At 64.1% G+C, this 26,348-nt stretch carries 24 protein-coding genes; 12 read left to right on the forward strand and 12 right to left on the reverse strand.

Features of this window, described 5'->3' with window-relative positions; all coding sequences use genetic code 11:
* Positions 1-68 precede the first annotated feature (68 nt).
* On the reverse strand, positions 69-725 hold the full coding sequence (locus ACQ4WY_RS11185) for a hypothetical protein (protein ID WP_353659948.1): 657 nt from the start codon (positions 723-725) through the stop codon (positions 69-71).
* Positions 726-1,397: 672 nt separating this feature from the next.
* Between ACQ4WY_RS11185 and ACQ4WY_RS11190 the strand changes: the two genes are divergently transcribed.
* From ACQ4WY_RS11190 to ACQ4WY_RS11245, 12 genes are all read left to right on the forward strand, one after another.
* A complete protein-coding gene (locus ACQ4WY_RS11190) occupies positions 1,398-3,929 on the forward strand; it encodes a M4 family metallopeptidase (protein WP_436504039.1) in 2,532 nt (843 codons plus the stop codon).
* A 251-nt stretch (positions 3,930-4,180) separates the two neighbouring features.
* Positions 4,181-5,374 carry a type II secretion system F family protein gene (locus ACQ4WY_RS11195; RefSeq protein WP_436504040.1) on the forward strand — a complete coding sequence of 398 codons (1,194 nt, stop codon included), beginning with the start codon at positions 4,181-4,183 and terminating at the stop codon, positions 5,372-5,374.
* A gap of 10 nt (positions 5,375-5,384) precedes the next feature.
* Entirely contained in the window at positions 5,385-7,082 is a 1,698-nt protein-coding gene (locus ACQ4WY_RS11200; RefSeq protein WP_436504041.1) for a GspE/PulE family protein, read from the forward strand.
* Complete coding sequence (locus tag ACQ4WY_RS11205) at positions 7,069-7,857, forward strand: hypothetical protein (protein WP_436504042.1); 789 nt, start codon at positions 7,069-7,071, stop codon at positions 7,855-7,857. The genes ACQ4WY_RS11200 and ACQ4WY_RS11205 overlap by 14 nt, the downstream gene beginning before the upstream one ends.
* Positions 7,848-8,390, forward strand: a complete 543-nt coding sequence (locus ACQ4WY_RS11210) for a hypothetical protein (RefSeq protein WP_436504043.1) — start codon at positions 7,848-7,850, stop codon at positions 8,388-8,390. The genes ACQ4WY_RS11205 and ACQ4WY_RS11210 overlap by 10 nt, the downstream gene beginning before the upstream one ends.
* The gene (locus ACQ4WY_RS11215) at positions 8,378-8,998 is read left to right on the forward strand and encodes a type 4a pilus biogenesis protein PilO (RefSeq protein ID WP_436504044.1); all 621 of its coding nucleotides are present in this window, start codon (positions 8,378-8,380) and stop codon (positions 8,996-8,998) included. Before ACQ4WY_RS11210 ends, ACQ4WY_RS11215 begins: the two co-directional genes overlap by 13 nt.
* On the forward strand, positions 8,995-9,534 hold the full coding sequence (locus tag ACQ4WY_RS11220) for a hypothetical protein (protein ID WP_436504045.1): 540 nt from the start codon (positions 8,995-8,997) through the stop codon (positions 9,532-9,534). The genes ACQ4WY_RS11215 and ACQ4WY_RS11220 overlap by 4 nt, the downstream gene beginning before the upstream one ends.
* A gap of 17 nt (positions 9,535-9,551) precedes the next feature.
* Positions 9,552-11,426: a secretin GspD/PilQ domain-containing protein gene (locus ACQ4WY_RS11225; RefSeq protein WP_436504046.1), complete on the forward strand. Its 1,875-nt coding sequence runs from the start codon at positions 9,552-9,554 to the stop codon at positions 11,424-11,426.
* Positions 11,423-11,893, forward strand: coding sequence for a type II secretion system protein (locus ACQ4WY_RS11230; RefSeq protein ID WP_436504047.1), 471 nt, complete (start codon positions 11,423-11,425; stop codon positions 11,891-11,893). Before ACQ4WY_RS11225 ends, ACQ4WY_RS11230 begins: the two co-directional genes overlap by 4 nt.
* Positions 11,894-11,898: 5 nt before the next feature.
* The gene (locus ACQ4WY_RS11235) at positions 11,899-12,282 is read left to right on the forward strand and encodes a type IV pilin protein (RefSeq protein WP_115057651.1); all 384 of its coding nucleotides are present in this window, start codon (positions 11,899-11,901) and stop codon (positions 12,280-12,282) included.
* Positions 12,269-12,805: a type II secretion system protein gene (locus tag ACQ4WY_RS11240; protein WP_436504048.1), complete on the forward strand. Its 537-nt coding sequence runs from the start codon at positions 12,269-12,271 to the stop codon at positions 12,803-12,805. The genes ACQ4WY_RS11235 and ACQ4WY_RS11240 overlap by 14 nt, the downstream gene beginning before the upstream one ends.
* Before the next feature lie 45 nt (positions 12,806-12,850).
* The gene (locus tag ACQ4WY_RS11245; protein ID WP_436504050.1) at positions 12,851-14,074 is read left to right on the forward strand and encodes a M24 family metallopeptidase; all 1,224 of its coding nucleotides are present in this window, start codon (positions 12,851-12,853) and stop codon (positions 14,072-14,074) included.
* On the opposite strand, the gene ACQ4WY_RS11250 is transcribed toward ACQ4WY_RS11245, so the two are convergent.
* The 11 genes from ACQ4WY_RS11250 to pcaF form a co-directional block, all read right to left on the reverse strand.
* Positions 14,071-15,651 carry a methyl-accepting chemotaxis protein gene (locus ACQ4WY_RS11250; RefSeq protein WP_436504051.1) on the reverse strand — a complete coding sequence of 527 codons (1,581 nt, stop codon included), beginning with the start codon at positions 15,649-15,651 and terminating at the stop codon, positions 14,071-14,073. The genes ACQ4WY_RS11245 and ACQ4WY_RS11250 overlap by 4 nt on opposite strands.
* Before the next feature lie 61 nt (positions 15,652-15,712).
* A complete protein-coding gene (locus ACQ4WY_RS11255; RefSeq protein WP_436504052.1) occupies positions 15,713-16,120 on the reverse strand; it encodes a type 2 periplasmic-binding domain-containing protein in 408 nt (135 codons plus the stop codon).
* 10 nt (positions 16,121-16,130) lie between these two features.
* Positions 16,131-17,393, reverse strand: coding sequence for a hypothetical protein (locus tag ACQ4WY_RS11260; protein ID WP_436504053.1), 1,263 nt, complete (start codon positions 17,391-17,393; stop codon positions 16,131-16,133).
* Positions 17,394-17,780: 387 nt separating this feature from the next.
* The gene (gene paaZ / locus ACQ4WY_RS11265; protein WP_436504054.1) at positions 17,781-19,832 is read right to left on the reverse strand and encodes a phenylacetic acid degradation bifunctional protein PaaZ; all 2,052 of its coding nucleotides are present in this window, start codon (positions 19,830-19,832) and stop codon (positions 17,781-17,783) included.
* A gap of 21 nt (positions 19,833-19,853) precedes the next feature.
* Positions 19,854-20,468 carry a phenylacetic acid degradation protein PaaY gene (gene paaY / locus ACQ4WY_RS11270; RefSeq protein ID WP_436504055.1) on the reverse strand — a complete coding sequence of 205 codons (615 nt, stop codon included), beginning with the start codon at positions 20,466-20,468 and terminating at the stop codon, positions 19,854-19,856.
* Between the two features lie 9 nt (positions 20,469-20,477).
* A complete protein-coding gene (locus ACQ4WY_RS11275; RefSeq protein ID WP_436504056.1) occupies positions 20,478-21,221 on the reverse strand; it encodes an ABC transporter ATP-binding protein in 744 nt (247 codons plus the stop codon).
* Positions 21,218-21,973 (reverse strand): ABC transporter ATP-binding protein, encoded by a 756-nt coding sequence (locus tag ACQ4WY_RS11280; protein WP_436504057.1) that lies wholly within the window; start codon positions 21,971-21,973, stop codon positions 21,218-21,220. Before ACQ4WY_RS11280 ends, ACQ4WY_RS11275 begins: the two co-directional genes overlap by 4 nt.
* A 1-nt stretch (position 21,974) precedes the next feature.
* Positions 21,975-22,958, reverse strand: coding sequence for a branched-chain amino acid ABC transporter permease (locus ACQ4WY_RS11285; RefSeq protein ID WP_436504058.1), 984 nt, complete (start codon positions 22,956-22,958; stop codon positions 21,975-21,977).
* On the reverse strand, positions 22,955-23,833 hold the full coding sequence (locus ACQ4WY_RS11290) for a branched-chain amino acid ABC transporter permease (RefSeq protein WP_436504059.1): 879 nt from the start codon (positions 23,831-23,833) through the stop codon (positions 22,955-22,957). Before ACQ4WY_RS11290 ends, ACQ4WY_RS11285 begins: the two co-directional genes overlap by 4 nt.
* Positions 23,834-23,905: 72 nt before the next feature.
* The gene (locus tag ACQ4WY_RS11295) at positions 23,906-25,057 is read right to left on the reverse strand and encodes an ABC transporter substrate-binding protein (RefSeq protein WP_436504060.1); all 1,152 of its coding nucleotides are present in this window, start codon (positions 25,055-25,057) and stop codon (positions 23,906-23,908) included.
* A 79-nt stretch (positions 25,058-25,136) separates the two neighbouring features.
* Positions 25,137-26,342 (reverse strand): 3-oxoadipyl-CoA thiolase, encoded by a 1,206-nt coding sequence (gene pcaF, locus ACQ4WY_RS11300; protein WP_436504061.1) that lies wholly within the window; start codon positions 26,340-26,342, stop codon positions 25,137-25,139.
* Between the last annotated feature and the right edge of the window lie 6 nt (positions 26,343-26,348).

Below are 26,348 nucleotides of genomic sequence, written 5' to 3' on the forward strand. Positions count from 1 at the left end.
GCAGAGTCAGACAGCACTGCCAAGGGAAGATTCCGGCATTTCCCCTACTTGCCGATGACAGAGCCTTTTCATTGCGCGACGATTTTCGACAGCACGGCAAAAGCGGCCCCCGTCTGCGACACCTCCAGCAGCAGGGTCAGCTCCGTATACGTGCAGATGATGTTGATCAAATTGATACGCTCCCAGGCCAGACGCTTGAGGATGGCGTGATACACGCCCGGCGTATAGCAGGTTTCAGGCGACAGGTGCAAGGTCACGGCCGTCACCCGCTCCAGGCGCGCCAGTTCCTGCTCGCTGCCAAAAACCTCTTCCACCAGCGCGTGCAGGCTGCGGCTGCAGATCACCATCACCTCGTTGACGCCGCGCGTGACCGTGATGAAGGTACCACGCTGGGGTGCGGCCAGCGCCAGCAACTGACGCTGGCAGGTATACGTCTGGTCGGAGTAACGATAGGTAAAAATCATCAGCTCGCTGCGCGTGCTCAATTCTCCCGCGCGGTGCGCCAGCACGATCTCGCCGCTTTTCTGCTGCGGCATCCGTTCGGCCAGTCGGCGCAGCGCCATCACCACGGCGGCCTGTCCCACTGGCTTCCATAAGTCGCTCTGTAATTGCGGCTGCAGCTGGCGCGCCAGTTCCGACAGGTTAAGCAAGCCCCGGCCCAATCCCTCGCTGAGAAAGGCCGATTCCATCACGATCTGTTCCACTTTGGTCGCTATCGAAAGCATAGTTCGTCGGGCCGGTGATTCCGGTGCACGCACCAGGAGCCGGCAACCCTTCCTGAAAAAAGGATGCGCTGCGCCATCGGCCACGCCAGGCGGCGCGGTCGGACTCACTGAAAAGTATCCCCTCGCGGGGGAAGGGCCGGGTAGCGGCGGCTAGGAAGGCGGATGCAGCATGAAGGCCGCTCCAGAGGGGAAATGGCTGAAACCAACAGCAGAAAACAGAACTGACGTCATGTGAAACTCCCGATTTTTTTCCCGATGCGCTGTATCTGGACGCGGTCATTGCCGCGTGCGCTTTTTTGTCTTCGCGTGATTCGCTGGGGACAACGCGAAGAGCTAGTGTAGATCGCAACATTTAGAAAAGGCAACAGTGTTTTTCCAACAGAACACGCCATTAGGGGAAGTAGTCCAAAACAAAAGTTGCAGCTTGTGATAGATCAAACTTTCCAATGATGCAGCGCCGATAAATGTTCAATTCTTAACAAAAATTCGCGTAGTGACCCATTTCTTGAATTTTTTGACATGGCGATCTCGACAAGTTTAGTGTCCCCCTACCCGGCGTCATGCCACCACAAAACGGCAGGCTATCCGCCCGCCGCCAGGCACGCCGGGGTGGCCATCAGGCATCGCGGCCAGCTCATTCACCATTTCCTTAACCGATACCATGGAGCAGAAATGAATTTACGTTTGACGATAGTTGCCGCATCCATCGCCGCCCTGCCGCTGATGGCCACCACGGCAGACGCCGCCACGCCGCTGCCACAGACCTTGATGGCTGCCCCGGTCACCCTGGCATCTCCACAAGAGAACGCCAGCCTGGTCAACAAGCTGGCCGCGCAGGCGCGCAGCCGTGGCCTGAATACCGAACATGGCTTTGCCGTCGGCGCCCAGCATCCGGGCGTCAGCGGCACGCGCGTGAGCCGCATACAGCACACCTACAAGGGCTTGCCCGTCTTCGGTTCGGAGACAGTAGTGGTCAGCAACAGCGCCGGCGACATCGTCAGCGAATCCGTGTCGGACCGCGCTTCCGGCCTCGGTAGCGGCGGCGTCAATTCCGTCACCCGCAGCGCCACCACCGATATCGACACCACGCCGGCCATCAGCGCCGGCGCCGCCATCGCCGCCGCCGTGAAAAGCATCGGCGTGCCGGCCGTCGACCACGTGCCGCCGCATGCGCAACTGCTGATCTACCCCGTGATGAAAACGGTGCGCGTGGCCGGCGCGGAGAACAAGTCGGAAGCCGCGCTGAACGCCCTCGACGTACAGGACGTGGTCGACCACTACGAGCTGGCCTACCTGGTGCAGACGCGCATGATCAGCGGTAACAAGCCCGTTTACTATGACACCGTCGTCAGCGCCAAAGATGGCCGCATCCTGCGTCAATGGAAAGCCCTGAAAACCGTCGCCGGCATCGGCAACAGCCAGTACAACGGCCAGGTACCGCTCAACACCACGCTCACGGGCAGCACCTACACCATGAAGGACCCCAGCCGCGGCACGGGCGGCAGCTTCGGCGGCATGGCCATCACGAATGCCAACCACGGCACCACCTCGGGCAGCGTGTACAGCAGCACCAGCAATACCTGGGGCGACGGCCAGCAATACATCAACGGCGGCAGCACCACCAACGCCAACGGCCAGACGGCGGCCGTGAACGCGATGTGGGGCCTGATGAACACCTACGACACGCACAAGAATGTGCTGGGCTGGTCCAGCCTGGACGGCAACAACACGGCCACCCACATCGCCGCCCACGTCAACACGGCCTACGACAACGCCTATTACGACAGCAGCTGCAAGTGCATGTACATCGGCGACGGCGGCAGCTCGTTCAACAACCTCGGTTCCATCGACGTGATCGGCCATGAAATGGGCCACGGCATCACGGACGCCACCTCGGGCCTGATCTACTCGCAGGAGTCGGGCGGCTTGAACGAATCGAGCTCGGACATCGCCGGCGAAATGGTGGAAGCGTATGCGCGCGCCGGCGGCACGGGTACCACGATTCCCAACACGGGCAACGATTGGATGACGGGCAAGGAGATCGCCAAGAATGGCCAGCCGCTGCGCTGGCTGTACAAGCCGAGCAAGGATGGCAGCAGCCCGAACGCGTGGAGCAGCACCATCAAGAACCTGGACGTCCACTACAGCAGCGGCCCGAACAACCGCATGTTCTACTTCCTGTCGCAAGGCTCGAATTCCACGTCCAGCAGCGACTACTACAGCTCCTACCTGAACAAGAGCCCGCTGGCCATGACCGGTATCGGCAGCGACAAGGCTTACCGCATCTGGTTCAAGGCCGCCACCACCAAGTTCACCTCGTCGACCAACTACGCCGACGCGCGCAACAAAGTGCTGCTGGCAGCCGAGGAACTGTATGGCGTGGGCAGCGCCGAGGCTATCGCCGTCAAGCGCGCGTATGCGGCCATCAACGTGGGCGCCGACGTCGATGAATCGACCACGGGCGGCGCGGTGACCATCACCAGCCAGCCGGCCAGCATCACCGTCGCACCGGGCGCCACCGCCTCGTTCGCCGTGGGCGCGGGCGGCGGCACGGCGCCGTACACCTACAAGTGGTACCGTAACGGCGCCGTGATCAGCGGCGCCACGTCGCCAGCCTACAGCTTCACCACTGTGGCGGCCGACAACGGCGCCGTCTTCAAGGCGACGGTGACGGATGCCTCATCGCCCGCCGTGACGGCCACGTCGAACAACGCCACGCTGACGGTGGGCACGAGCAGCGCCACCGAACGCGTGACGAACGGCGGCTTCGAGTCAGGCGCCACGGGTTGGAGCGGCACCACGGGTGCCATCGGCACGTTCACGGGGCAAACAGCGTACGAAGGCACGCAGTACGCCTGGCTGGGCGGCAATGGCGCCACGGCCAGCGAATCGCTGACGCAAAGCGTGGCCATTCCGGCCGCCGCCACCTCGGCCAGCTTGAGCTTCGCGCTGCATATCGACACGGCTGAAACGGGCAATACCGTGTACGACAAGCTGGTCGTCACCGTGAAGAACAGCGCCGGTACGGTGCTGGGCACCCTGGCCTCGTACTCGAACGTGAACAAGGCGGCCGGCTACCAGATCCGCACCTTCGACCTGATCGCCTACAAGGGTCAGACCGTGCAGATCTCGTTTGCCGCGACCGAGGACGCCTCGCTGCAAACCTCGTTCGTGATCGACAAGGTCAGCCTCGTCACCCAGTAAGCGGCTGAATATGCGGGCAAGCCATCGATTTAAGGGCTTGCCCGCACAACACGATTGATTTTCTGGCAATTCCAGTCTACCCTGAGGCAGTGATTGCATCTTGCCTGCTGCCGGTACCCGCGACGAATTGAACTTTTTTTTGGATTGTTCCTGACCGATGCCTACTTCGACCTTGTCCGCACGCGCATTCCCCTCTTCCTCTCACCCCATTTTCACGCCCCTGGCCCCCACCATGCTCGCCTGAGCCGACGATGCAGTTCCACCTCCAGGTGCAGGGCCCGGCGGGCAGCCAGGCGCTGGCCATCGACGCCGCCAGCGAGGCCGAGGCGATCCGCGCGGCCGTACGCGGCGGCTGGCGCGTGCTGGCCGTCGACGATGGCGCTGCGCAGGAGGTGGGCGCCGCGCTGCGTCCCGGCAAGCAAGGCCTGCCCCTGCTGCAATTCAGCCAGGAGCTGCTGGCCCTGCTCGAAGCGGGCCTGAACCTGGGCGAGGCCATGGCCACCCTGCACAACAAGGAAACGCGCCCCGGCGCCAAGGCCACCCTGGCCGCCATCGTGCTCACCCTGCAGCAGGGGCAGAGCTTTTCCGACACCCTGGCCGGTTTCCCAGACATCTTCCCCGACATTTACATCGCCACCGTGCATGCGGCCGAACGCTCGGGCAACCTGCCCGAGGCGCTGGCGCGCTTCGTCGGCTACCAGCTGCAATTCGACGCCATCCGCAAAAAACTCATTTCCGCCGCCATCTACCCGTGCATGCTGCTCGTCGTCGGCGGCCTGGTGACCCTGTTCCTGCTCGGCTACGTGGTGCCGAAGTTCAGCGTCGTCTACGAAAGCTCGGGCCGCGAGATTCCCTGGATGTCGCAAATGCTGCTCGGCTTTGGCCAGACCCTGGCCGCGCATCCGCTGCTGTGCGCCGGCGCGCTGGCCGCCGTGGTGGCCGCCGTGGTCTTTGGCATCGCCAATGCCGGCGCGCGCCAGGCCATGGTCTTGCGCCTGCTGCGCCTGCCCGTGCTGGCCGGGAAGGCGGCGGAGTTCCGCCTGGCCCGCTTCTACCGCGCACTGAGCCTGCTGCTGCACGCGGGCATCCCCCTGCACAAGGCACTGGCCATGGTGGCGCCCATGCTGCTGCCGGCGCAACAGGAACAGTTGGCGCAGGCGCGCCGCGCGGTGCAGGAAGGCATGCCGTTTTCCACCGCGCTGGAACACGCCAGCATGGCCACGCCGGTGGCGCAATCGCTGCTGAAAGTGGGAGAAAACACGGGCCGCCTGGGCGACATGCTGGAACGTTCGGCCAAGTTCCATGACGAGGAATTCGCCCGCTGGGTGGACTGGGCCTCGCGCCTGCTCGAGCCGCTCCTGATGACCATCATCGGCGTGGTGATCGGCGGGGTGGTGGTGCTGATGTACATGCCGATCTTTGAACTGGCCGGGAGCTTATCTTGAAGTTCATGTCATGAACGCGCGCGACGAAGAACGCACCGTCCTCGATGCGGCCATGCTGCGCCGGGCCCATGCCAGCGCGCTGGAACAGGGCCGCCCGCAGATGGCCGTGCTGCAGGAAACGGCGGCCCTGCCGCCCGAAGTCTTTTTGCGCCAGCTGGCCGCCCTGTTCCGCTACCCGGCATGGACGATGGCCGAGCTGCAGGCCGCCTTGCCCGCCTTTGCCCTGCTGCCCTACACCGATTGCGCCCAGCGCGACTGCGTGCTGCTGCAACCGGGCGCCCCCGGCGCGCCGCCCGTGCTCATCATCGGCAACCCGTTTGCCGAAGACCTGCTGCAATGGGCCGACTTTGCCCTGTCCACGCCCTTCACGGTGGCGCTGGCGCACCCGGACGACCTGGCCGTCTATTTGCTGCAGCAGGAAAGCGTGCAGCAGGCGATGCAGGAAATGCAACACGGTGATGATGTGCCGGGACTCGACCAGAGCATCGAAGACATCTCGCTCATTCGCATCAGCGAAGACAGCAGCCCGGTGGTGAAACTGGTGAACTCCACCATCTACGACGCCCTGAAATTCCAGGCCAGCGACATCCACCTCGAATGCGACGTGGCCAGCCTGGTCATCAAGTACCGCGTCGACGGCGTGCTGGTGCAGGCGGGCCAGGTGCAGGGATTGGCGATGGCCGAGCAAATCATCTCGCGCATCAAGGTCATGGCCGACCTGGACATCGCCGAGCGCCGCATCCCGCAGGATGGCCGCTTCAAGGTGCGAGTCAAAGGCGCGGAGATCGATTTTCGCGTCTCCATCATGCCCAATATCTTTGGCGAGGACGCCGTGCTGCGCCTGCTGGACCGGCGCGCGCTGACGGAGGCGGCGCAGGCGCTGCGGCTGGAAAGCCTGGGCTTGAACGAGGACGCCATCGAGCAGATACGCCGCCTGGCCGCCAAGCCGCACGGCATGCTGCTGGTGACAGGGCCCACCGGTTCCGGCAAGACCACCACCCTGTACGCGGCCATTACGGAAATCAATACGGGACGCGACAAGATCGTCACCATCGAAGACCCCGTCGAATACCGCTTGCCGCGCGTGCTGCAGATCCCCGTCAACGAAAAGAAGGGACTGACGTTCGCGCGCGGCCTGCGTTCCATCCTGCGCCACGATCCCGACAAGATCATGATCGGCGAAATCCGCGACGACGAAACGGCGCAGATCGCCGTGCAGGCCGCGCTCACGGGCCACCTGGTGTTTACCACCGTGCACGCGAACAACGTCTTTGACGTGGTCGGCCGCTTCCTGCACATGGGCGTCGATGCCTACAGCTTTGCAGCCGCCCTGAACGGCATCGTGGCGCAGCGCCTGCTGCGCCTCAATTGCGCCCATTGCGCCGTCGATGCCAGCGCCGAGGTGCTAGCCGATGCGCAGCAGCTGCGCGACAGCGGCCTGGCCCTGCACCAGGTACAGGACTGGCAATTCATGGCCGGCAAGGGCTGCGGCCACTGCCGCGGCACCGGCTACAAGGGCCGCAAGGCCGTCGCCGAAGTCTTGATGCTCAGCGACGCCATGCGCGAAATGATCTGCACGCGCGCGCCCCTGAGCCAGATGAAGGAAGAGGCGGCGCGCAACGGTTTTCGCTTGGCGCGCGAAGCGGGCCTGGACCTGGTGCGGCGCGGCGAAACCACTTTAGCGGAGCTCAATCGTGTCACTTATTGAACGTATTACCCGCGCCACCCTGTGCCTGCACCTGGCACCGCACGGGCTGCACGGCGTGATGCGCCGCGCCGGTCGTCCCGTGGCCGACAGCGCCTTCCATCTGCCGATCCCGAACCCCGACGCCAGCTGGGAAGTGGCGCTGGCCAGCTTGCGCGGCTGGCTGAAACAGGATGGCGACAGAAAAATGCCGCTGGCCGTCAGCCTGGCCAGCCGCTGGTGCGCCATGCTGATGGTGCCGTGGAGCGGCGCCCTGCTCGACCGGAGCAGCGCACAGCGCTTCCTGCATAGCCAGTTCGCTGCTGTGTATGGCGATGGTGCACGCGCCTGGCGCCTGGCTGCCGACGATGCACCTTATGGCAAGCCGCGCCTGGCCTGCGGCATCGATGCGGCCTTGCTGCAGGGCGTGCAGGAGGCGGCGGCCGCGCATGGCCGGCGCTGCCTGTCCATCGAACCCATCGTCGGGCCGGCCTGGCGCAGCATCGCCGGCGAGAAACCCGCCGCCTTCGCCCTGGTGGAAGCGGGACGGCTGCTGCTGGCAACGACGGGCGGCGGGCGCATCACGGCGCTGCACAGCCAGTCTTGCGGCGCCGCTTGGGGCGACGAACTGGATCGGGCGTGGCGGCGCTGGAACTTGCGCGCGCCGCAGCTGGACGCCATCGAACACGTGGCGCTGCTCGACCTGAGCGGCGTGCCGCAGGAGGATCTGCCTGGGCGCTTCCAGCCCCTCCCCGTGGCTGGCGCGGCCCACCTGATGCGGGAGACAGCATGGGCCTGAGCCGCCTGGAATTGCTGGCACCCGGAGCAAAGCAGACCTTCAAGGGCTGGCGTCTGGCCCTGTGCCTGGCGGGCGGCTTGATGCTGTTGCCAGCGGCCGTGTACTGGCTGGTGCAGGCGCAGGAAACGCGGCGCCTGGAGGCGCAACTGACGCAGTTGCAGCCCGCGCGCCCCGTGCGCGCGCCCCTCTCGGCAAGCCAGCAGCGTGAACGCGACCTCGAACTGAAACAGGTGGCCGCCGCCGTGCGCCAGCTTAACCTGCCCGTCACGCGCCTGGTCAGGACGGTGCAGCCGCCACGCGACGTGCGCATCGCCTTGCTGGGGCTGGACCTGAACGCGCAGCAGGGACAGGATGGTGCCAGCGTCCTGAAAATCGCCGCCGAGGCGGAAACGCCGCAGGACATGCTCAACTACCTGGCCTTCCTGAACCAGCAGCCCATGTTCAGCTCCGTGTATTTGCTCAAGCACGAGATGAATGCGAATACCCCCGAACACCCTTACCGTTTTCAGCTGGAGGCGCAATGGCGGCAATAAAACCCGTACTAAAAGCCAGCGCACCCATGGCCCGTCCACGCCTGCAGCTGCGCATGCCGCCGCGCCTGCAGTGGGAAGTGCAACGGCTGTGGCGTGGCCTGGGCTGGCCTTGCGCCATCGGGGCGGCATGCCTGGCACTGGCCGCTTTCGCCATGCAGCAGGGCGATGCGCTGGCCGAACGCCAGCGGCAACTGGAGGCGCAACTGGCCGCTGCGGCCAGACAGTCGGCGCTGCCGCCGGCGGCCGTCACGCTCGATGCCGCTGCGGACAGCCTGGCCGCCTTTCACGCCTACCTGCCCGCGCATGACAGCATTCCCGAACAGTTGAAGGCCTTGCTGGAAGTGGCGCAGAAGAGCGGCGTCACCCTGGCCAAGGCGGACTACAAGCCGCAGGAGGATGGCAACACGACCTTTTTGCGCTACCAGATCACCCTGCCCGTACGCGCCGAATACGCGCAGTTGCAAACCTTTATTGTCGGCGCCCTGCAGGAGCTGCCCACCCTGACCCTCGACTCCGTGCTCTTCAAGCGCGAGCAGATCGAGGCGGGCGAGATCGACGCGCGCATCCAGTTCATCTTGCTGGTGAAAAAGGCGGAGGTACGCCCATGAAAAAAGCCGTATTGGGAGGCGCCGCCGTGGCGACCTTGCTGGCCGCCCTCTTCGCCCCCGAGGATGAAGGTAGCATCGTGGGGCCGGCCACGGCCACCACGCGCCAGGTGGAGCGGGTAGCGGTCGCGCCTCTCGCTGCAGCCACTGTTGCTGCGCAAACCGATCGCGCGCTGGCCATCCATCCGCGCCGGGCGCTGGAGGACGAGGAAGCGGCCACCCTGTTCGCCAAGCAAAGCTGGCAGCCGGAGACGCCGAAAAAGATCATGCTCGACCAGCAGGCAGCCCAGGCGGCACTCCCCGCAGCCCGCGTGGATGCGAACGCGCCGCCACCGCTGCCCTTTCAATTCCTCGGCCGCTTTGTCGATGAAGGCAAGGCAGCCTACTTCCTGCAGGCGGGTGATCGCAACGTGGTGGCGCGCCCCGGCGACACGCTCGAAGAGCGTTACCGCTTCGACGGCGTGGTGCAAGGCGCCCTGCAATTTACCTATCTGCCGCTCAACCTGAAACAGACACTCGCCGTAGGGGACCTCAATTGAAACGACGCGCCGCACGTATGTCTCGTACTCTCCTCACCCTGCTCCCGATGTTGTCCCTGCTGGCCGCCTGCGCCGGCAACCAGGCCTATAACGATGGCCAGGCCATGCTGGGCGCGGGCCGCACGGAACAGGGCCTGGCCCTGCTGGAACAAGCGGCGCAAGCCGAGCCGACCAACGCCAAGTACCGCATCGCCGTCACGAATGGCAGGATGCGCGCGCTGAACAACCTGAATGGCCGCGCCGAAGCGTTGCGCCAGCAGGGCAAGCTGCCCGAAGCGCAAGCGCTGTACCAGCAGGCGCTGGCGCTGGACGCCAGCAACGACGTGGCGCAACGGGGCCTGGCCGGCGTGGCGCAGGATGAACGGCACCGCAAGCTGGTGCAGGAAGCGCAGGCCAGCTACCAGCGCGGCGGCGAAGCGAATATCGCGCAGGCGCAGGAAGCCTTGCGCCAGGTGCTGCAGGAGCGCCCCGCGCAGCGCGAAGCGCTGGCCCTGAAAAGCCGCATCGGCGAGGCGCAGTCGAAAAGCCTGCCGGCCGGCGGCAAGCTGGCCGCCGCCTACAGGAAACCAGTCACCCTCGAGTTTCGCGACGCGCCCCTGCGCTCCGTGTTCGATCTTCTCAGCAAGGTATCTGGACTGAACTTCGTCTTCGACAAGGAAGTCGACCCCGCCCTGCGCGCCACCATTTCGGTGCGCGACACCAGCATCGAGGAGGCGATTGCCATGCTGCTGGGGGCCAACCAGCTGGAGCAAAGCGTCACCAGCGACAAGTCGATCACGATCTACCCGAACACGCCGCAAAAAGTGAAGGATTACCAGCAGCTCGTGGTGCGCACCTTCTTTCTCGCCAATGCGGACGTCAAGACGGTGGCGTTTTCCATCAAGACCCTGCTCAAGGCCAAGGACGTCGTCACCGATGAACGCCTGGGCATCATCATGCTGCGCGATACGCCGGAAATGGTGCGCATGGCCGAGCGCATCATCAACGTGCAGGATCTGGCCGACCCGGAAGTGATGCTGGAAGTGGAAGTGCTGGAAGTCAAGCGCACGCGCCTGATGGAACTGGGCGTGCGCTGGCCCGACCAGGCCAACCTGACACTGGCCGGCATCGGCAGCGGCCTGGGCGGCCTGAAGGTGGCGGACCTGCACCGCATCAATGGCGACAATATCAACCTGGGCATCGGCGGCGTCACCCTGAACGCCAACAAGACGGACAGCGACAGCAATATCCTGGCCAACCCGCGCATCCGCGTGCGCAACAAGGAAAAGGCCAAGATCCTCATCGGCGATCGCGTACCCGTCATTACCGTCACGACGAATAACGGCGTCAGTTCCGACAGCGTCAATTACATCGACGTGGGCCTGAAGCTCGACGTCGAACCGAACGTCTACCTGGACGACGAGGTGGCCATCAAGATCAACCTGGAAGTGTCGAACGTCGTCAAGGAAGTGATCAGCAAGACGGGCACGCAAGCATACCAGATCGGCACGCGTAGCGCTTCCACCGTGCTGCGACTGAAGGATGGCGAGACGCAGGTGCTGGCAGGCTTGATCAGCGACGAAGACCGGGGCACGGCCAACAAGGTGCCCGGCGTGGGCGAACTGCCCGTGCTGAACCGCCTGTTCGGCAGCCAGAAGGACGACGCCATGCGCAGCGAGATCGTGCTGTCGATCACGCCGCGCCTGCTGCGCAGCATCCGCCGCCCGGACCTGATGACGGCCGAATTCAACTCCGGCACCGAGGCATCCGTGGGCGGCCGCGCCAGCGTCGGCGGCAGTCCTGAGGCTATCGCCACGCCCGAGCAAGCCGCCCCGCGCAGCGGCTCGCCCATGACGGGCGGCGACGAGGCGCCGGTGGCAGGCGAGAAGGCCACCGTCAAGGGTGGCCAGTGAAGCAGCAGGGCTTTACTTTCATCGAGCTGATGATCACTCTGGCCATCATGGCGACCCTGGCCACGGTGGCCGTGCCGATGGCGCAGGTAGCCTTGCAACGGGCGAAGGAACAGCAATTGCGCAGCGCCCTGATCGAAATCCGGGAAGCCATCGATGCCTACAAGCGCGCCTCGGACAATGGCCGCATCAAGCTGTCGCTGGGCGCATCCGGCTATCCGAAAAAACTCGATGAGCTGGTCGAGGGCGTGCCCGACCAGCGCAGTCCCTCGAAGCAGAACCTCTATTTTTTGCGCCGCCTGCCGCGCGACCCGTTCCAGCCCAGGGAAGAAGGCAGCGCGGCCGATAGCTGGAGCAAGCGCGCCTATGCCTCGCCGCCCGACAATCCCAGCGAAGGCGAAGACGTATTCGACGTCGCCTCGCGCTCGACCAAGGTGGGCCTGAACGGCGTGCCGCACAAGGAATGGTGAACTTGATGCCCTCTTCTATCTCACGCCGCGGCTTTACTTTGGTCGAACTGCTGGTGGTGCTGGCGATCATCTCGCTGCTGCTGACGATCGCCATTCCCCGCTATTTCGGCTCGGTGGAAAAATCCAAGGAAGTCGCGCTGAAGGAAAACCTGCAGGTACTCAGGAGCGGCCTGGATAAATACTATGCCGACAAGGGCGAGTATCCGGCCGCGCTGGCCGACCTGGTGACCCACCATTACTTCCGCAGCGTGCCGCTGGACCCTGTCACGGAGTCCGCCACCACCTGGCAGCTGATCCCTTCGCCCAATGGCGAGATCGGTGGCGTGGCCGACGTGCGCAGCGGCGCCAAGGGCAAGACGCGCGAGGGCATCCCCTTTGAGCAGCTCTAGTTTCCGGCGCCGCGCACGGGGCTTCGCGTATATCTGGACCCTGATGCTGGTGGCCTTCATGGGCGTGGGCCTGGTGCTGGCCAGCGAGTTGTTTGCCACAGCCGCACGGCGCGACAAGGAGCGAGAACTGCTGTTCATCGGCCATGAATTCCGCAATGCGCTGGGCCGTTACTACGACAGCACGCCGGGCGACGGACGGCCCCGCTATCCCTTGACCTTGCAGGAATTGCTGCGCGACCCGCGCTTTGCCAACGCCCGGCGGCACTTGCGCCGCCTGTATGCGGATCCCGTCACGGGCAAGGCAGAATGGGGCCTGCTGCGGCAAGAGGGACGCATCGTCGGCATCCATTCGCTGTCGCCGCAGATCCCCATCAAACAGGACAATTTTCTCGACGAAGACGTCAGCCTGCGCCGCAAGCAGCGCTACGCGGACTGGCAATTCACCTATCCGCACGACCTGGTATTGGCCCCGCCCGATGCCGCTGGCGGCGCGCCTGGACTCAAGCCGAAAGGCGCAAACTGATATCATGCCCGCATTCCATATTCAGCATCGAACAAAGGAGCAGGCATGAGCATAGGTGGCACTTCCATCGAACAGGCATTGGCATCGTTGTCGGACATGACGGGCGGCATGGTCGCCATCGGCAAGGACGAACATGCGCAACGCATCGCCAAGGCGCAAGCCTTCATGCGCGAGCAGGGCATCGCCGCGATCTACCTGAACGCGGGCGCCAACCTCACCTATTTCACGGGCACGAAATGGTATGCCAGCGAACGCATGGTGGGCGCCATCCTGCCGGCCAGCGGCGACATCGAATACATCGCTCCCGCCTTCGAGGAAAGCACCTTGACGGGCTTCATGCTCATCGAGGGCAAGGTCAATTGCTGGGAAGAGCATGAAAGCCCGTACCAGCTGTTCGTCGACGTACTGGCACGCATGGGCGTGGTACAGGACGCGCACCAGCCGCCGCGCGTGGGCATCTGCGAAAGCGCCGCCTTCTTCATCTACGACGGCATCCGGCCGCTGGCCCCCGGCTATGCGCTGGAAAATGCGCGCACCGTCACGGCGTATTGCCGCAGCCGCAAGTCACGGGCGGAAATCGCCCTGATGCAGCGCGTGATGGACATGACCCTGGCCGTGCACGTGGCCACGGCCAGCATGCTGTACGAAGGCATCACGACGGTGGAAGTGGAAGAATTTATCCAGCGCGCACACCGCAAGGTAGGGGCGCCGCGCTCGTATTTCTGCATCGTGCTGTTCGGCGAAGCGACGGCCTACCCGCATGGCGTGAACTATGTGCAGACCTTGAAAGCGGGCGACACGGTGCTGATCGACACGGGCTGCCAGGTGATGAACTACATCTCCGACATCACGCGCACCTATGTGTTTGGCACCATCAGCGCGCGCCAGCGCAGCGTGTGGAACAGCGAAAAGGCCGCGCAGGCCGCCGCATTCGCCGCCGCACAGCTGGGCGTGCCCTGCGGCGACGTGGACCGCGCCGCGCGCGTCTCACTGGAAGCCGACGGCTTTGGCCCCGGCTACAAGCTGCCTGGCCTGCCGCACCGCACGGGCCACGGCATCGGCCTCGATATCCACGAGTGGCCTTACCTGGTAGGCAATGACACGACGCCGCTCGACGTGGGCATGTGCTTCTCAAACGAGCCGATGATCTGCATTCCCGGCGAATTCGGTATCCGCCACGAAGACCATTTCTACATGACGGAAAACGGTCCGCGCTGGTTCACCGAGCCAGCGCACAGCATCGACGATCCGTTCGGGCTGCAGGCCTAAGCCGCCCTCGCCAATGCCAGCCGCCGTGCCGCCGGTGCGGTGGCAATCGCCGGCACGCCGCCCTGCGCCAGCTTGAACACGGCCAGCGCCATGCCAAGCTGAACGGCCTGTTCCTGCAGCGATTCCGCCGCCGCCGACGCCTCTTCCACCAGCGCGGAGTTTTGCTGCGTCATCTGGTCCATGCTGCCGATGGCCACGCCGATATCGCCGATGCCGGCGCTCTGCGCCTGGCTGGCGGCGCTGATTTCGGCCATGATATCGGCCACCTTTTTCACGGAATCGACGATCTGGCCCATGGTCAGCCCCGCCTCGTCGACCAGCTTCGAACCCACGTTGACCTTGGCCACCGAATCGCCGATCAATTGCTTGATTTCGCGCGCCGCTGCCGCGCTGCGCTGCGCCAGGTTGCGCACTTCGGATGCCACCACGGCAAAACCGCGTCCCTGTTCCCCCGCGCGCGCTGCTTCTACTGCCGCATTCAAGGCCAGGATGTTCGTCTGGAAGGCGATGCCGTCGATGACGCCGATGATGTCGACGATGCGTCTGGATGAATCGTTGATCTCGCCCATGGTGGTGACCACCTGGCTGACCACCTGCCCGCCCTTCACGGCAACCGAGGATGCCGACAGCACCAGTTCATGCGCCTGCCCTGCATTGGCGGCGTTGTCGCGCACGGTGGAGGTCAGGCTGTCCATGCTGCGCGCCGTCTGATCCAGGCTACCCGCCTGCGATTCCGTGCGCGCGGCCAGGTCCGCATTGCCCTGCGCGATTTCAGCGCTGGCCACCTGGATGGTTTCAGCCGACGCCTTGATGTCGGAGACCATGCCACCGAGCTTGGCGCGCATGTCCTTCAGCGCCGCCAGCAGGCTGGCCTGGTCGCCGGCCTCGGTGGATATCTCCATCGAGAGGTCGCCATCGGCCACGGCGCGCGCGATCTGGCGCGCATATTCGGGTTCGCCGCCCAGTTGCTGCCAGATGGCGCGCACGACGAAGTGCGACACGGCCACCAGGCAGACGATGACGGCCAGCGCCACGGCGATGCTGGTATTGAGCGCATTGCGCACATTGGCCGCGCTGCGTTCGATACCCTGCTTGAATTGCAATTGCGCCTGTTCGTTGGTCTTTTCCAGGTCCGTGTTGAGCACCGCCAGCGCGCCCTGCATGCGCGCCACGGTCGCTTGCGGGTCGCCCTCTTCCATTTCCAGCATGATGCGCGCCGCGCTCAGCGCCGGCGCATAGTAGGCATCGAATTCTTTGGCCAGACGCTGGCCCTGCTCGCGCTGGCCGGGGATCGCCGCAAAGGCATCCAGCTTGGCGCGCAGCTTGACTGCCTGGCCGCCGACTTGCCCGATACGCTCCTTGTCGCCTTCGCTGACGGCATCGCGCAGGGCGTCGCCGACGGCGGCCACGTCCAGGGTCAGCGACTTGGCCATGTCGAGCACGGGATAGTCGGCGCTTTCGGTAGCGTGGATGGAATTGAGCGTGGCCGTGGACAGATAGGCGCTGACGGCCAGCCCCAACCCGAAAATCACGGCCGAGACGACAGGCAGCGCCCATATCTTGCGTTTGATGCTCATTGCTGTCTCCTGATGTTGATGAATTATCGGGCCGCCGCATGGCGCGCGGCCCGAACCGGCTTTATGGCGCCGTCAGCACCACTTTGACGGTGCCGTCGACGGCACTCTTTTCGATATAGCCGATGGCTTTCGGATCGGCCGCGACAGCCTTCTTCACGTCGGCGCTATTGGCCACCTCCTTCGGCAAGGTCGCCTTGCCCGTGAAGACCAGCTTGGACCACAGGGCCTTGGCTTGCGAAGGCTCCTTGTCCGTCACCTTCTTGTAGAACTCGGCGCGCACGGGGGCGCTTTCCGGCTGGTCGATCGGCGTCATGGCCGTCGATTTACCGAGAAAAAATTGCGCTACCTGTTCGTTCGTCATGGTGCCGGCGGCGCTCTTCGGATTGACCACCACGACCACTTCGGCCATGGCGGGAACAGCGGTCGACAGCGCCAGCAAGGCAGCCACATTCACGATCAATGGTTTCATGCGGGGCTCCTTAGAAAACGAAATCGATGGCGGCGGCGGCCACCGTGACGGGACCATGGAAGCCAGGCTTGGCTTGCACGAACAGGCCCGGGCCATTCTTCGGCTTGATACGGTCGATCTGCACTTTCAGCGCGGCAGAACGGTGGAAGTCCCAGCGCACGCCGATGCTGTCCGTCGATTGCTCCAGCTGGTTGCGCATGGTGGCCAGGGTCTCGACACCAGCCGACAGGGCGCGCAGGGTCGGCGTGCAGGCGGCAGGATAGCCGGCAGGGCAGGCAGCCGGCACGGTGTTGTTCACGCGGCCATCGGCCTTCAGGCTGGCGTGGCTGTAATACGGCAGGAAGGCGCCGATGCGGTAGCCGCCCATCACGTACCACGAGGTACTGTCGCTGACATAGCTGTCCGTCTTGCGCTTCGCATATTCAGACTGCACCAGCACGTTGTTCCAGTCCAGGCCCAGGCCCACGGACGTGAATGACGCCTTCTTGTCCTTGACTTCCAGCGCATCAGCCAGCGCGCCCAGCTGGGCGATCTTGTAGCCGCTGCCGGCCGCGCGCAAGCTGCCCATCAAGGTATTCAGGCTGGGCGAATCGTTGATCGTCAGCTTGGTCTCGGCACGGCCGAAGCGCACGGTGACGGGGCCGTGTTCGGCCACCACATTGAGGGCGACGATGGACTTGCCTTCCACCTGCACGGTCGACGCGGGACCCGTGGCCAGGGTGGCCTTGGTGCGGCCCAGCGCCAGCTGCGTGGTGATGCTGGTGTCGCCAGCGCTGAACTGGTAGGTGCCGTCGATGCCGTCGATGCTGTTGAGGGGAACCTGCGAATACATTTCGCCGGGCGGACGCAGCATGGTGTTGGCATAGCCCACGTTGCGGTAATCGGAAATCATGAAGACGGGCAGGCCCATGCGGCCGACGCGCACGCTGAAGCTGTCCGACACCTTGGCCTTGGCAAAGGCCCAGGCCAGTTCGGCGCCGACATCATCCTCTCCATCCTTGCGCGCCAGGCCCTGCACGGTAGCCGACAGCCAGGGATTGACGGTGACATTGGCTTGCAGGCCCAGGTTGGAATCGACACCGGTGCGGGCAGTGCGGCCAGCGCCGGCAGCCTGGTTCGGGCGCGCAAACTGCGCATTGTCGGTATCTGCCATGGTCAGCGCGGCCGAGCCGTAACCGCTGATCTTGACCGCAGGGCCGGTGGCCTCTTCGGCATAAGCTTGGCTGATGGCCAGGGGCATGGCCAGCAGGAAAATCAGGACGTGTTTATTCATAGTAATTAAATACCCGTAGCGGTGAACATGGAGTGGACTCGAGGTCGTTGGCTCACCGGCCGTAAAAGGCCGGGTCCGTTTTTTTCGCGCCGCCAGCGCGTCGTGGAGCGTGCTTGGCGGCGTGACCAGTGAGTAAAACCATGCTACAGAGAAAAAGTTTTACGTTGGAAAGTTTTCTTGAGGCAATGAGCAAATTCGCCGCTTTTCACGAAAAAAGCACGCGTTCTAGAGGGATTTATCTAAATAGCACGCCGTGCAAAACCACACTTTCACGATATTTTTCATGCACTTATGGATAATTCAAGACGAACGAAACTTGGATAAAAAAAGCGCCACCCACGCAAAGATCGCGGGTGGCGCCGTTCACACCAGTCCTGCCGGAGACGCTTACTCGCGCTTCGACACCAGGGTCAGAATGTCGTAACTGGCCACCAGTTCCTCGTTCTGGTTCGTCACCTGCACGTCCCACGCGACCACGCCCTGGCCCACGCCAAAGACGTCCTTGCGGTTGCGGTCGACCTTGCGCTTGCACGTCAGACGGGCGCGGATGGTGTCGCCAATCGCCACCGGCGCGACGAAGCGCAGGTTGTCCAGGCCATAGTTGGCCAGCACGGGACCGACGCCAGGCGAGACGAACAGGCCGGCAGCAGCCGACAGCACGAAGTAGCCATGGGCGATGCGCTTGCCGAACTGCGATTCCTTGGCCGCGATTTCGTCGAAGTGCATGTAGAAGAAGTCGCCCGAGATGCCGCCAAAGGCGACAATGTCCGCTTCGCTGACGGTGCGGCGATGCGTAAGCAGCGAGTCGCCCGTCTTCAAGTCTTCGAAGTGCTTGCGGAACGGGTGGATCGGGCTTTCGTTGACGTCCGCGCCGCGCACGTATTCGCCGGTGATCGCCGCCAGCATGGTTGGCGAGCCTTGCACGGCCGCCCGTTGCAGGTAGTGGCGCACGGCGCGCACGCCACCCAATTCCTCGCCGCCGCCCGCGCGGCCAGGGCCGCCGTGCTTCAGTTGCGGCAAGGGCGAGCCATGACCGGTCGAATCGACGGAGGCCACGCGTTCAAGCACATGTACACGGCCATGCGTGGCCGCCACTTGCGGCACAACGCGCGCGGCGATCTTCGGATCGCGCGTCACCAGGGTGCTCACCAGGCTGCCCTTGCCGCGCGCGGCCAGAGCCAGCGCTTCATCGATATCGTTGTAGCCCATCATGGTGCTGACGGGGCCGAACGCTTCCACGTCATGCACGGCGTCGTTGCCGAAGGCGTCGCGGCACAGCAGCAAGGTCGGCGAGAAGAAGCTGCCATCAATGGCGCCATCTCCCAGGGGGCTAAAACCGTCGGCCGCGCCAAACACCACTTCATTTCCTTGCGAGAGCGTGGCGACCCGCTCCGCCACGTCGTTCTGCTGTTCTTTCGAGGCCAGCGCGCCCATGCGCACGCCTTCGATGGACGGGTCGCCCACCACCACCTTGGCCAGGCGTTCGCGCAGGCGCGTGCCGACGGCGTCCATCAGGTGCTCGGGCACGATGATGCGGCGAATCGCCGTGCACTTCTGGCCCGACTTGCCCGTCATCTCGCGCACGACTTCCTTGACGAACAGGTCGAACTCCACGTCGTCTGGCGTGACGTCGGGCGCCAGGATGGCGCAGTTGAGCGAATCGGCTTCACCGTTGAAGGGTACGGACTGGGCGATCAGGTTCGGATTCGTACGCAGCTTGGCTGCCGTGGCGGCCGATCCCGTAAAGGTGACGAAGTCCTGGCCATTCAGGCGGTCCAGCAAATCGCCCGTGGAGCCGATCACCAGCTGCAGGCTGCCGGCCGGCAGCAAGCCCGATTCATGCATCATGCGCACGACGGCCTGCGTCAGGTAGCTCGTCGCCGTGGCCGGCTTGGCGATGCAGGGCATGGCCGCCAGGAAGCTGGGCGCGAATTTTTCCAGCAAGCCCCAGATGGGGAAGTTGAAGGCGTTGATGTGCACGGCCAGGCCGCCGCGCGGCACCAGGATGTGCGTGCCGGCGAAGCCGCCCTTCTTGCCCAGCGCGATGGCCGGGCCTTCATGCAGCACGTTCGACGACGGCAGCTCGTTGCTGCCCATGCTGGCGTAGGCGAACAGGGTGCCCGTGCCGCCTTCGATGTCGACCCAGCTATCGGCGCGCGTGGCGCCCGACAGGTGCGAGATCGCATACAGCTCTTCCTTGCGCTCGACCAGGTACAGGGCCAGCGCCTTCAGGCGCGCGGCGCGCTGCTGGAAGTCCAGCGCCATCAGGCCCGGCACGCCCGTCTTGCGGGCATACGTAACGGCTTCGTCGAAATCGATCTTTTCCGCATGCGTGTGATAGATGACGCGGTTGTTCAAGGCGCTGTGCAGGGGCACGGCGGCGCTTTCGCCCAGCCAGCGACCGGCGATCAGGCTTTGCAGGGTGGATATGTGAGCCATGTGTACTACTCCTATGTTGGTTTACTGCGCTGCGGCGTTCTTGTGCAAATGCAGCGGCAAGGCGGATTCGAAATTCAGGCGCTGGCGGCCGGCCTCGACTTCCGTCAGGGCTTCCACTTCGCGCATCGTCTGCATGGAGCGCACGGCCAGTTCGTGGTACTGGCCCGTGCCCGAACTTTTCCATTTGATTTCATCGTCGGTGAGCGTCCGTATCACCTTGGCGGGGGTGCCCACCACCATGCTGCGCGGCGCGACGATCATGCCCGCCTTCACAAAACTCATGGCCGCGACGATGGACTCCTCGCCGACGATGGCGTTGTCCATCACCACCGCATTCATGCCGACGAGCGCATTGCGACCGATGCGGCAGCCATGCAGCACGGCGCCATGGCCAATATGGCCGTCGACTTCGACCACCGTGTCGCAGCCGGGAAAGCCGTGCATGACGCAGGTATCCTGCAGATTGGCGCCCTCTTCCAGGATCAATCGGCCGAAGTCGCCGCGGATCGAGGCCAGCGGGCCGATGTAGCAGCGCGGACCGACGATCACGTCGCCAATCAGCACGGCCGATGGATGCACATAGGCGCTGGGGTGGACGACGGGGGTGACACCGTTGATTTCGTAGACTTTGACCATACAGACTCCTTACATGCCCAGATAGGCGCTTTGTACCTGCTCGTTACGCAGCAATTCAGGACCGGGACCGGACAGCGTGATGGCGCCCGTCTCGATCACGTAGCCCACGTCCGCGATCGACAGGGCGGCGTGCGCGTTCTGCTCGACGAGGAAGATGGTGATGCCCTGGTCGCGCAGTTCGGCCACGATGCGGAAGATTTCCGCGATCAAGAGCGGTGCCAGGCCCATGCTCGGTTCGTCGAGCAGCAGCAATTGCGGGCGGCCCATCAGCGCGCGCGCCATGGCCAGCATCTGCTGCTGCCCGCCCGACAAGGTCCCGGCCAGCAGCAGCCGCTTTTCCTTCAAAATTGGGAACAGGCCGTACATGCGTTCCATGTCGCCCGCCACGTCCTGTGCCGGGCGCGTAAAGGCGCCCAGGCGCAGATTGTCTTCCACCGTCATGGGGCCGAACACTTGCCGCCCTTCCGGCACCTGGCAGATACCGGCACGCACGCGCCTGTCGGCGCTCATGCGGCTGACATCCTGGCCAGCGAAGGCGATGCTGCCGGCGCTGATCGGCTGCACGCCGGAAATCGCCCGCAACAGGGTGGTCTTGCCGGCGCCATTCGCGCCCACCAGCGCCACCAGCTGGCCCTGGCGTACCTGCAAGTCGATGCCATGCAGGGCCTGAATGCGGCCGTAATGGCTGGTCAAGCCGGCGATATCGAGCACCAGCGGAGTCTGAGGTTTTTCCTGATTTTTTTCGTACTTCATGCAGCCACTCCCAGATATGCCGCCACCACGTCGGGGTTCGCGCGCACTTCGGCGGCAGTTCCTTCGGCCAGCTTCTTGCCATAGTCGAGCACCAGGATATGGTCCGACAGATTCATCACCAGTTTCATGTCATGCTCGACCAGCACCACCGTCACGCCCGATTGCGCCACCTTGCGTATCAAGGCTTCGATCTCGCCCGTCTCCGTATGGTTCAGGCCAGCCGCCGGTTCATCGAGGAGCAGCACTTTCGGCTTGGCCGCCAGCGCGCGGGCGATTTCCAGGCGCTTCAAGGCGCCATACGACATCTGCCCCGCCTCGTCATCGATATGCCGGCCCACGCCGACAAACTCCATCAGGCCCGCCGCCTCGTCGCGGCAAGCGGCATCGGCACGGCGCATGGACGGCAGGCGCAGCATGGAGGCGAACAGGTTCTGGTTCAGGCGCAAATGCGCGCCCACCATCACGTTGGCTATGGCGGTCATGTTCATGCACACTTGCAGATTCTGGAAGGTGCGGCTCATGCCGCGCCGCGCCAGCGCATCGGGCGACATGGCGGCCACGTTCTCGCCATTGAGCAAAATCTCGCCCTTGCTCGGCGTATACACACCCGTGATCAGGTTGAACAGCGTCGTCTTGCCGGCGCCATTCGGTCCGATCACGGAATGGATATTGCCCTCCTTGACGGTAAAGCTCACGTCCTGCACCGCATGCACGCCGCCAAAGCTCTTGCTCAGATTGTTAATCGTCAGCATCTCACACCTCCTGCGCGGATTTGACGGGCGCCTTGGGCGTGGCGGCCCGCTTGCGCGAACGGCTGGCCAGGCTAGGTACCAGGCCTTTCGGCATGAAAATCATGGTCGCCATCAGGATCACGCCGAAGACCACCGTTTCCCAGCCTTCGAAACTGGATAGCAGTTGCGGCAGGATCGTCAGCAGGGCCGCACCGATGATGGAGCCGAAGATCGACGCCATGCCGCCCACCACGACCATCGTCACCAGCTCGATCGAGTGGAAAAAGCCGGCCAGGTTGGGGGTAATAAAACCGATGTAGTGGGCGCTGATGCTGCCCGCGATACTGGCAATGACGGCCGACAGCACGAACACGCGCACCTTGAAGCGGGTCGTATCGACGCCGACCACGCGGGCCGCCACTTCCGAGCCGTGAATCGCCTGCAGCGCGCGCCCGACGGGCGAATCGATCAGGTTCAGGGCAAGCCACGTGACCAGCAACAGCAGCACGGCGCACACCAGGTACCACGATTTTTCACCGCTGATTTCGAGGCCGGCGACACTGAAGGCGGAGACGCCGATGCCGTCCGGGCCGCCCGTCCACTGCGTCTCGTTGTTGATGACGATGGAAATGATGATGCCCAGTCCCAGGGTCGCCATGGCCAGGGTATGGCCCTTGAGTTTCAATACAGGGCGGGCCAGCAGCAATGCCAGCAGTCCAGTAGCGACGGCGCCGGCGGCAAGCGCCGCCAGCGGCGGCCAGTTGTAGTGCGTGGTCAGCACGGCCGACGCATACGCGCCCAGGCCATAAAAGCCCGCATGGCCCAGGCTGATCTGGCCCGTATAGCCCATCAGGAGGTTCAGGCCGATGACGACGATGGCGTTCAGGGCAATGCGGATCGCCACGTCATAGTAGAACGCATTGCTGAGGAACAGCGGCAGGATGGCCAGCACCAGGGCCAGCACCAGCAAGCCACCGTGGCGCGAGCGGGTCAAGAAATTCTTCATACACGCTCCGAATTTTTAGCGCCAAACAAGCCTTGCGGCAGGAAGAACAAGATCAATAAAATCAGCACGAAGGGCACGGCGTCCTTGTAGGCCGAGGAGATGTAGCCGGCCGTCATGGCTTCGGCGATGCCCAGGATCAGGCCACCGGCAATCGCGCCCGCGCCACCGCCCAGGCCACCCAATACGGCAGCGACAAAGCCCTTCAGGCCCAGCATGATGCCTGCGTCATACGAGGTATACGTGATCGGCGCAACAAGGATGCCGCCCGCCGCGCCCAGCAAGGCCGACAGGCCGAACGAGCACAGCAGTACCTTGCGCGTGTTGATGCCCACCAGTTGCGCGGCCAGCTTGTTGTGCGAAGTGGCCAGCATGGCCTTGCCCATCAGGGTGCGACCGAAGAACCAGCCCAAGACCAGCACGATGACGACGGTCACGCCCAGCACCCACAGGCTTTGCGGCAGCAGGCTGGCGCCCAAAAATTCGATCGGCGCGTCGCCGGAAAAGGCCGGCAGCGAGTGCGTATCCTTGCCCAGCCAGATTTGCACGAGGCCGCGCAGCACCAGCGAGGCGCCGATGGTAATGATCAAGAGGGTGATGACCTGCGCGTTCTGCGCCGGCTCGATCACGGTTTTTTCCATCAGCAGGCCAACGATACCGGTGGCGATGACGGCCAGAATGATGGCCAGCGGCAGCGGCACGCCGGCGGCGGACATCACGGCAGCCAACATCCCGCCCAGCATGATGAATTCGCCCTGGGCGAAGTTGATCACGCCGCTGGTGTTGTAGATGATGGTAAAGCCCAGCGCCGCCAGCGCATAGGCGGAACCGACCGTCATCCCGGAATACAGAAATTGTAGAAATTGAGCGACTTCCATGGTGTCTCCATTATGTTCGGCTATGCGCGGACCACCTTCGAGGACGGTCCGCGCAGGTACTTCTGGCTTACATCATTTCGACAATTGCCATTCGCCGTTCTTCACTTCCACCATGCGGAAAGCCGACAGGTCCAGGCCCATGTGGTCTTTCGCCGACATGTTGAAGACGCCGGTCGTGCCCACAAAACCCTTGGTCTGTTCCAATGCAGTGCGCACTTTTTCGCGGTCCGTGCCGCCGGCGCGCTTGATAGCGTCCACCGACAGGTTCAGCGCGTCGAGCGCATAACCGCCGAAGGTCGACGGATCAATCTTGTAGCGCTCCTTATACGTCTTATCGTAGCCGACCACGATGGCTTTCTGCGCATCAGCGTCAGGCAGCATGGCGCCGATCAGCAGGGCCGGCGTTGGCAGGCGCACGCCTTCGGCGGCCTTGCCCGACAGCTTCAGGTACTCGTCCGATGCCACACCATGCGACTGGTACAGCGGCAACGCGGCCATGCCCAACTGGCCGTAGTTCTTGGTCACGACCGCCGGGCCCTGGCCCAGGCCGAAGACGAAGACGGCTTGCACGCCAGCGGTGTTCTTGATGCGCGTGAGTTGCGCCGTGATGTCCGTGTCTTTCGGGCCGTAGGTTTCATCGGCCACCAGCGTGATGCCATATTTCGAGGCGACGATCTGCGATTCCTTGCGGCCCGAAGCGCCGAAGCCGCTCGTTTCCGACAGCAGGCCCACCTTGCTGATGCCGCGCTTCTTCATGTCCTCGAACACCTTCTCGGCCGCCATGCGGTCCGTATGCGGCGTCTTGAACACCCATTTTTTCACGGGATCGATGATCACCACGGCGCCCGCCAGCGAGATGAACGGCATGCTGGCGCGCTCCACCAGCGGCGCCATCGCCATCGTCGCGCCGGTGGTGGTGCCGCCAATCAGCACGTCGACCTTGTCCGACTCGATCAGGCGCTTGGTAAAACCGTTGGCCTTGGCCGCATCGCTGCCATCGTCGTAATGCACGAGTTCCAGCTTGCGCCCCAGGACGCCGCCGGCCGCATTGATTTTCTCGATATACAGCTGCAGGGTTTTCAGTTCAGGGTCGCCCAGGAAGGCGGCAGGTCCCGTGACGGACAGCACAGATCCGATCTTGATGTTATCGGCCGCATACGCGCCTGCGGCGGACATGGCCAGCACGCCGGCGATCAGGGTTTTCTTGAAGATATTGGCAATCATTGTGGTCTCCACCAGGTTGGCACTACGGTCAATGTATGGTTGGCGCTTTTTTTACAAGCCTGCGCCTTTTTTTACTTTTTTATACGCGCTCAATTACTACAGCAATACCCTGCCCCACGCCGATGCACATGGTGCACAGCGCATAGCGCCCACCCGTGCGTTCCAGCTGGTTCAATGCGGCCATCACCAGGCGCGCGCCCGATGCGCCCAGCGGGTGGCCGATGGCAATCGCCCCGCCATTCGGATTCACGTGGGCAGCATCGTCCGCCAGGCCCAGGTCGCGCGTCACGGCCAGGGCCTGCGCGGCAAACGCTTCATTGAGTTCGATCACATCCATCTGCTCGATGGTCAATCCTGTCTGCGCCAGCACCTTGCGCGACGCGGGCGACGGGCCAAAGCCCATGATGCGCGGCGCCAGGCCGGCCGTGGCCATGCCCAGCACTTTTGCGCGCGGCGTCAATTTGTATTTATCGACAGCGGCGGCGGACGCCAGCAGGATGGCGCAGGCGCCATCGTTCAAGCCAGAGGCATTGCCGGCCGTGACGCTGCCGTCCGCTTTCACGACGCCCTTGAGTTTCGCCAGCATCTCGATCGAGGTATCCGGACGTGGATGTTCGTCCATCGTCACCATCTTCGGTTCGCCTTTTTTCTGCGGCACGGCGACAGGCACGATTTCACGATCGAAGACGCCGGCCGCATGGGCGGCGGCCCAGCGCTGCTGGCTGCGCAGAGCCAGACTATCCTGGTCGGCGCGGCTGATGCCAAATTCCACGGCTACGTTTTCCGCCGTTTCCGGCATGGTGTCGATGCCGTACTGCGTTTTCATCTTGCCGTTGACGAAGCGCCAGCCCAGGGTCGTATCTTCGATTTTCGCCGCGCGTGAAAAGGCGCTGTCGGCCTTGCCCATCACGAAAGGCGCGCGCGTCATGCTTTCCACGCCGCCGGCGATGATCAGTTCCGCCTCGCCCGCCTTGATGGAGCGGGCAGCCATACCCACGGCGTCCAGGCTGGAGCCGCACAGGCGGTTGATGGTATTGGCGGGCACGTCGGCCGGCAAGCCGGCCAGCAACGCGGCCATGCGGCCCACGTTGCGGTTGTCTTCGCCCGCCTGGTTGGCGCAGCCGTAGAACACGTCGTCGATGGCGGACCAGTCGACGGACGGGTTGCGGGCGATCAGCGCGGCAATCGGCAGCGCGCCCAGGTCGTCCGCGCGCACGCTGGACAGCGCGCCGCCATAGCGGCCAAAGGGAGTGCGCACAGCGTCACAGATAAAGGCTTCGTTCATGGTCTA

Source organism: Janthinobacterium salmonicoloratum, from assembly GCF_051380845.1.
Classification (GTDB): domain Bacteria; phylum Pseudomonadota; class Gammaproteobacteria; order Burkholderiales; family Burkholderiaceae_D; genus Janthinobacterium; species Janthinobacterium lividum_F.

Coding starts and splice junctions, on each gene's coding strand:
- ACQ4WY_RS11210 (WP_436504043.1), top strand. CDS start 7,848: ATGGGCCTGAGCCGCCTGGAATTGCTGGCACCCGGAGCAAAGCAGACC.
- ACQ4WY_RS11250 (WP_436504051.1), bottom strand. CDS start 15,651: ATGAGCATCAAACGCAAGATATGGGCGCTGCCTGTCGTCTCGGCCGTG.
- ACQ4WY_RS11235 (WP_115057651.1), top strand. CDS start 11,899: ATGCCCTCTTCTATCTCACGCCGCGGCTTTACTTTGGTCGAACTGCTG.
- ACQ4WY_RS11200 (WP_436504041.1), top strand. CDS start 5,385: ATGAACGCGCGCGACGAAGAACGCACCGTCCTCGATGCGGCCATGCTG.
- paaZ (WP_436504054.1), bottom strand. CDS start 19,832: ATGGCTCACATATCCACCCTGCAAAGCCTGATCGCCGGTCGCTGGCTG.
- ACQ4WY_RS11295 (WP_436504060.1), bottom strand. CDS start 25,057: ATGATTGCCAATATCTTCAAGAAAACCCTGATCGCCGGCGTGCTGGCC.
- ACQ4WY_RS11290 (WP_436504059.1), bottom strand. CDS start 23,833: ATGGAAGTCGCTCAATTTCTACAATTTCTGTATTCCGGGATGACGGTC.
- ACQ4WY_RS11275 (WP_436504056.1), bottom strand. CDS start 21,221: ATGAAGTACGAAAAAAATCAGGAAAAACCTCAGACTCCGCTGGTGCTC.
- ACQ4WY_RS11195 (WP_436504040.1), top strand. CDS start 4,181: ATGCAGTTCCACCTCCAGGTGCAGGGCCCGGCGGGCAGCCAGGCGCTG.
- ACQ4WY_RS11215 (WP_436504044.1), top strand. CDS start 8,378: ATGGCGGCAATAAAACCCGTACTAAAAGCCAGCGCACCCATGGCCCGT.
- ACQ4WY_RS11185 (WP_353659948.1), bottom strand. CDS start 725: ATGCTTTCGATAGCGACCAAAGTGGAACAGATCGTGATGGAATCGGCC.
- ACQ4WY_RS11225 (WP_436504046.1), top strand. CDS start 9,552: ATGTCTCGTACTCTCCTCACCCTGCTCCCGATGTTGTCCCTGCTGGCC.
- paaY (WP_436504055.1), bottom strand. CDS start 20,468: ATGGTCAAAGTCTACGAAATCAACGGTGTCACCCCCGTCGTCCACCCC.
- ACQ4WY_RS11220 (WP_436504045.1), top strand. CDS start 8,995: ATGAAAAAAGCCGTATTGGGAGGCGCCGCCGTGGCGACCTTGCTGGCC.
- pcaF (WP_436504061.1), bottom strand. CDS start 26,342: ATGAACGAAGCCTTTATCTGTGACGCTGTGCGCACTCCCTTTGGCCGC.
- ACQ4WY_RS11280 (WP_436504057.1), bottom strand. CDS start 21,973: ATGCTGACGATTAACAATCTGAGCAAGAGCTTTGGCGGCGTGCATGCG.
- ACQ4WY_RS11255 (WP_436504052.1), bottom strand. CDS start 16,120: ATGAAACCATTGATCGTGAATGTGGCTGCCTTGCTGGCGCTGTCGACC.
- ACQ4WY_RS11285 (WP_436504058.1), bottom strand. CDS start 22,958: ATGAAGAATTTCTTGACCCGCTCGCGCCACGGTGGCTTGCTGGTGCTG.
- ACQ4WY_RS11190 (WP_436504039.1), top strand. CDS start 1,398: ATGAATTTACGTTTGACGATAGTTGCCGCATCCATCGCCGCCCTGCCG.
- ACQ4WY_RS11260 (WP_436504053.1), bottom strand. CDS start 17,393: ATGAATAAACACGTCCTGATTTTCCTGCTGGCCATGCCCCTGGCCATC.
- ACQ4WY_RS11245 (WP_436504050.1), top strand. CDS start 12,851: ATGAGCATAGGTGGCACTTCCATCGAACAGGCATTGGCATCGTTGTCG.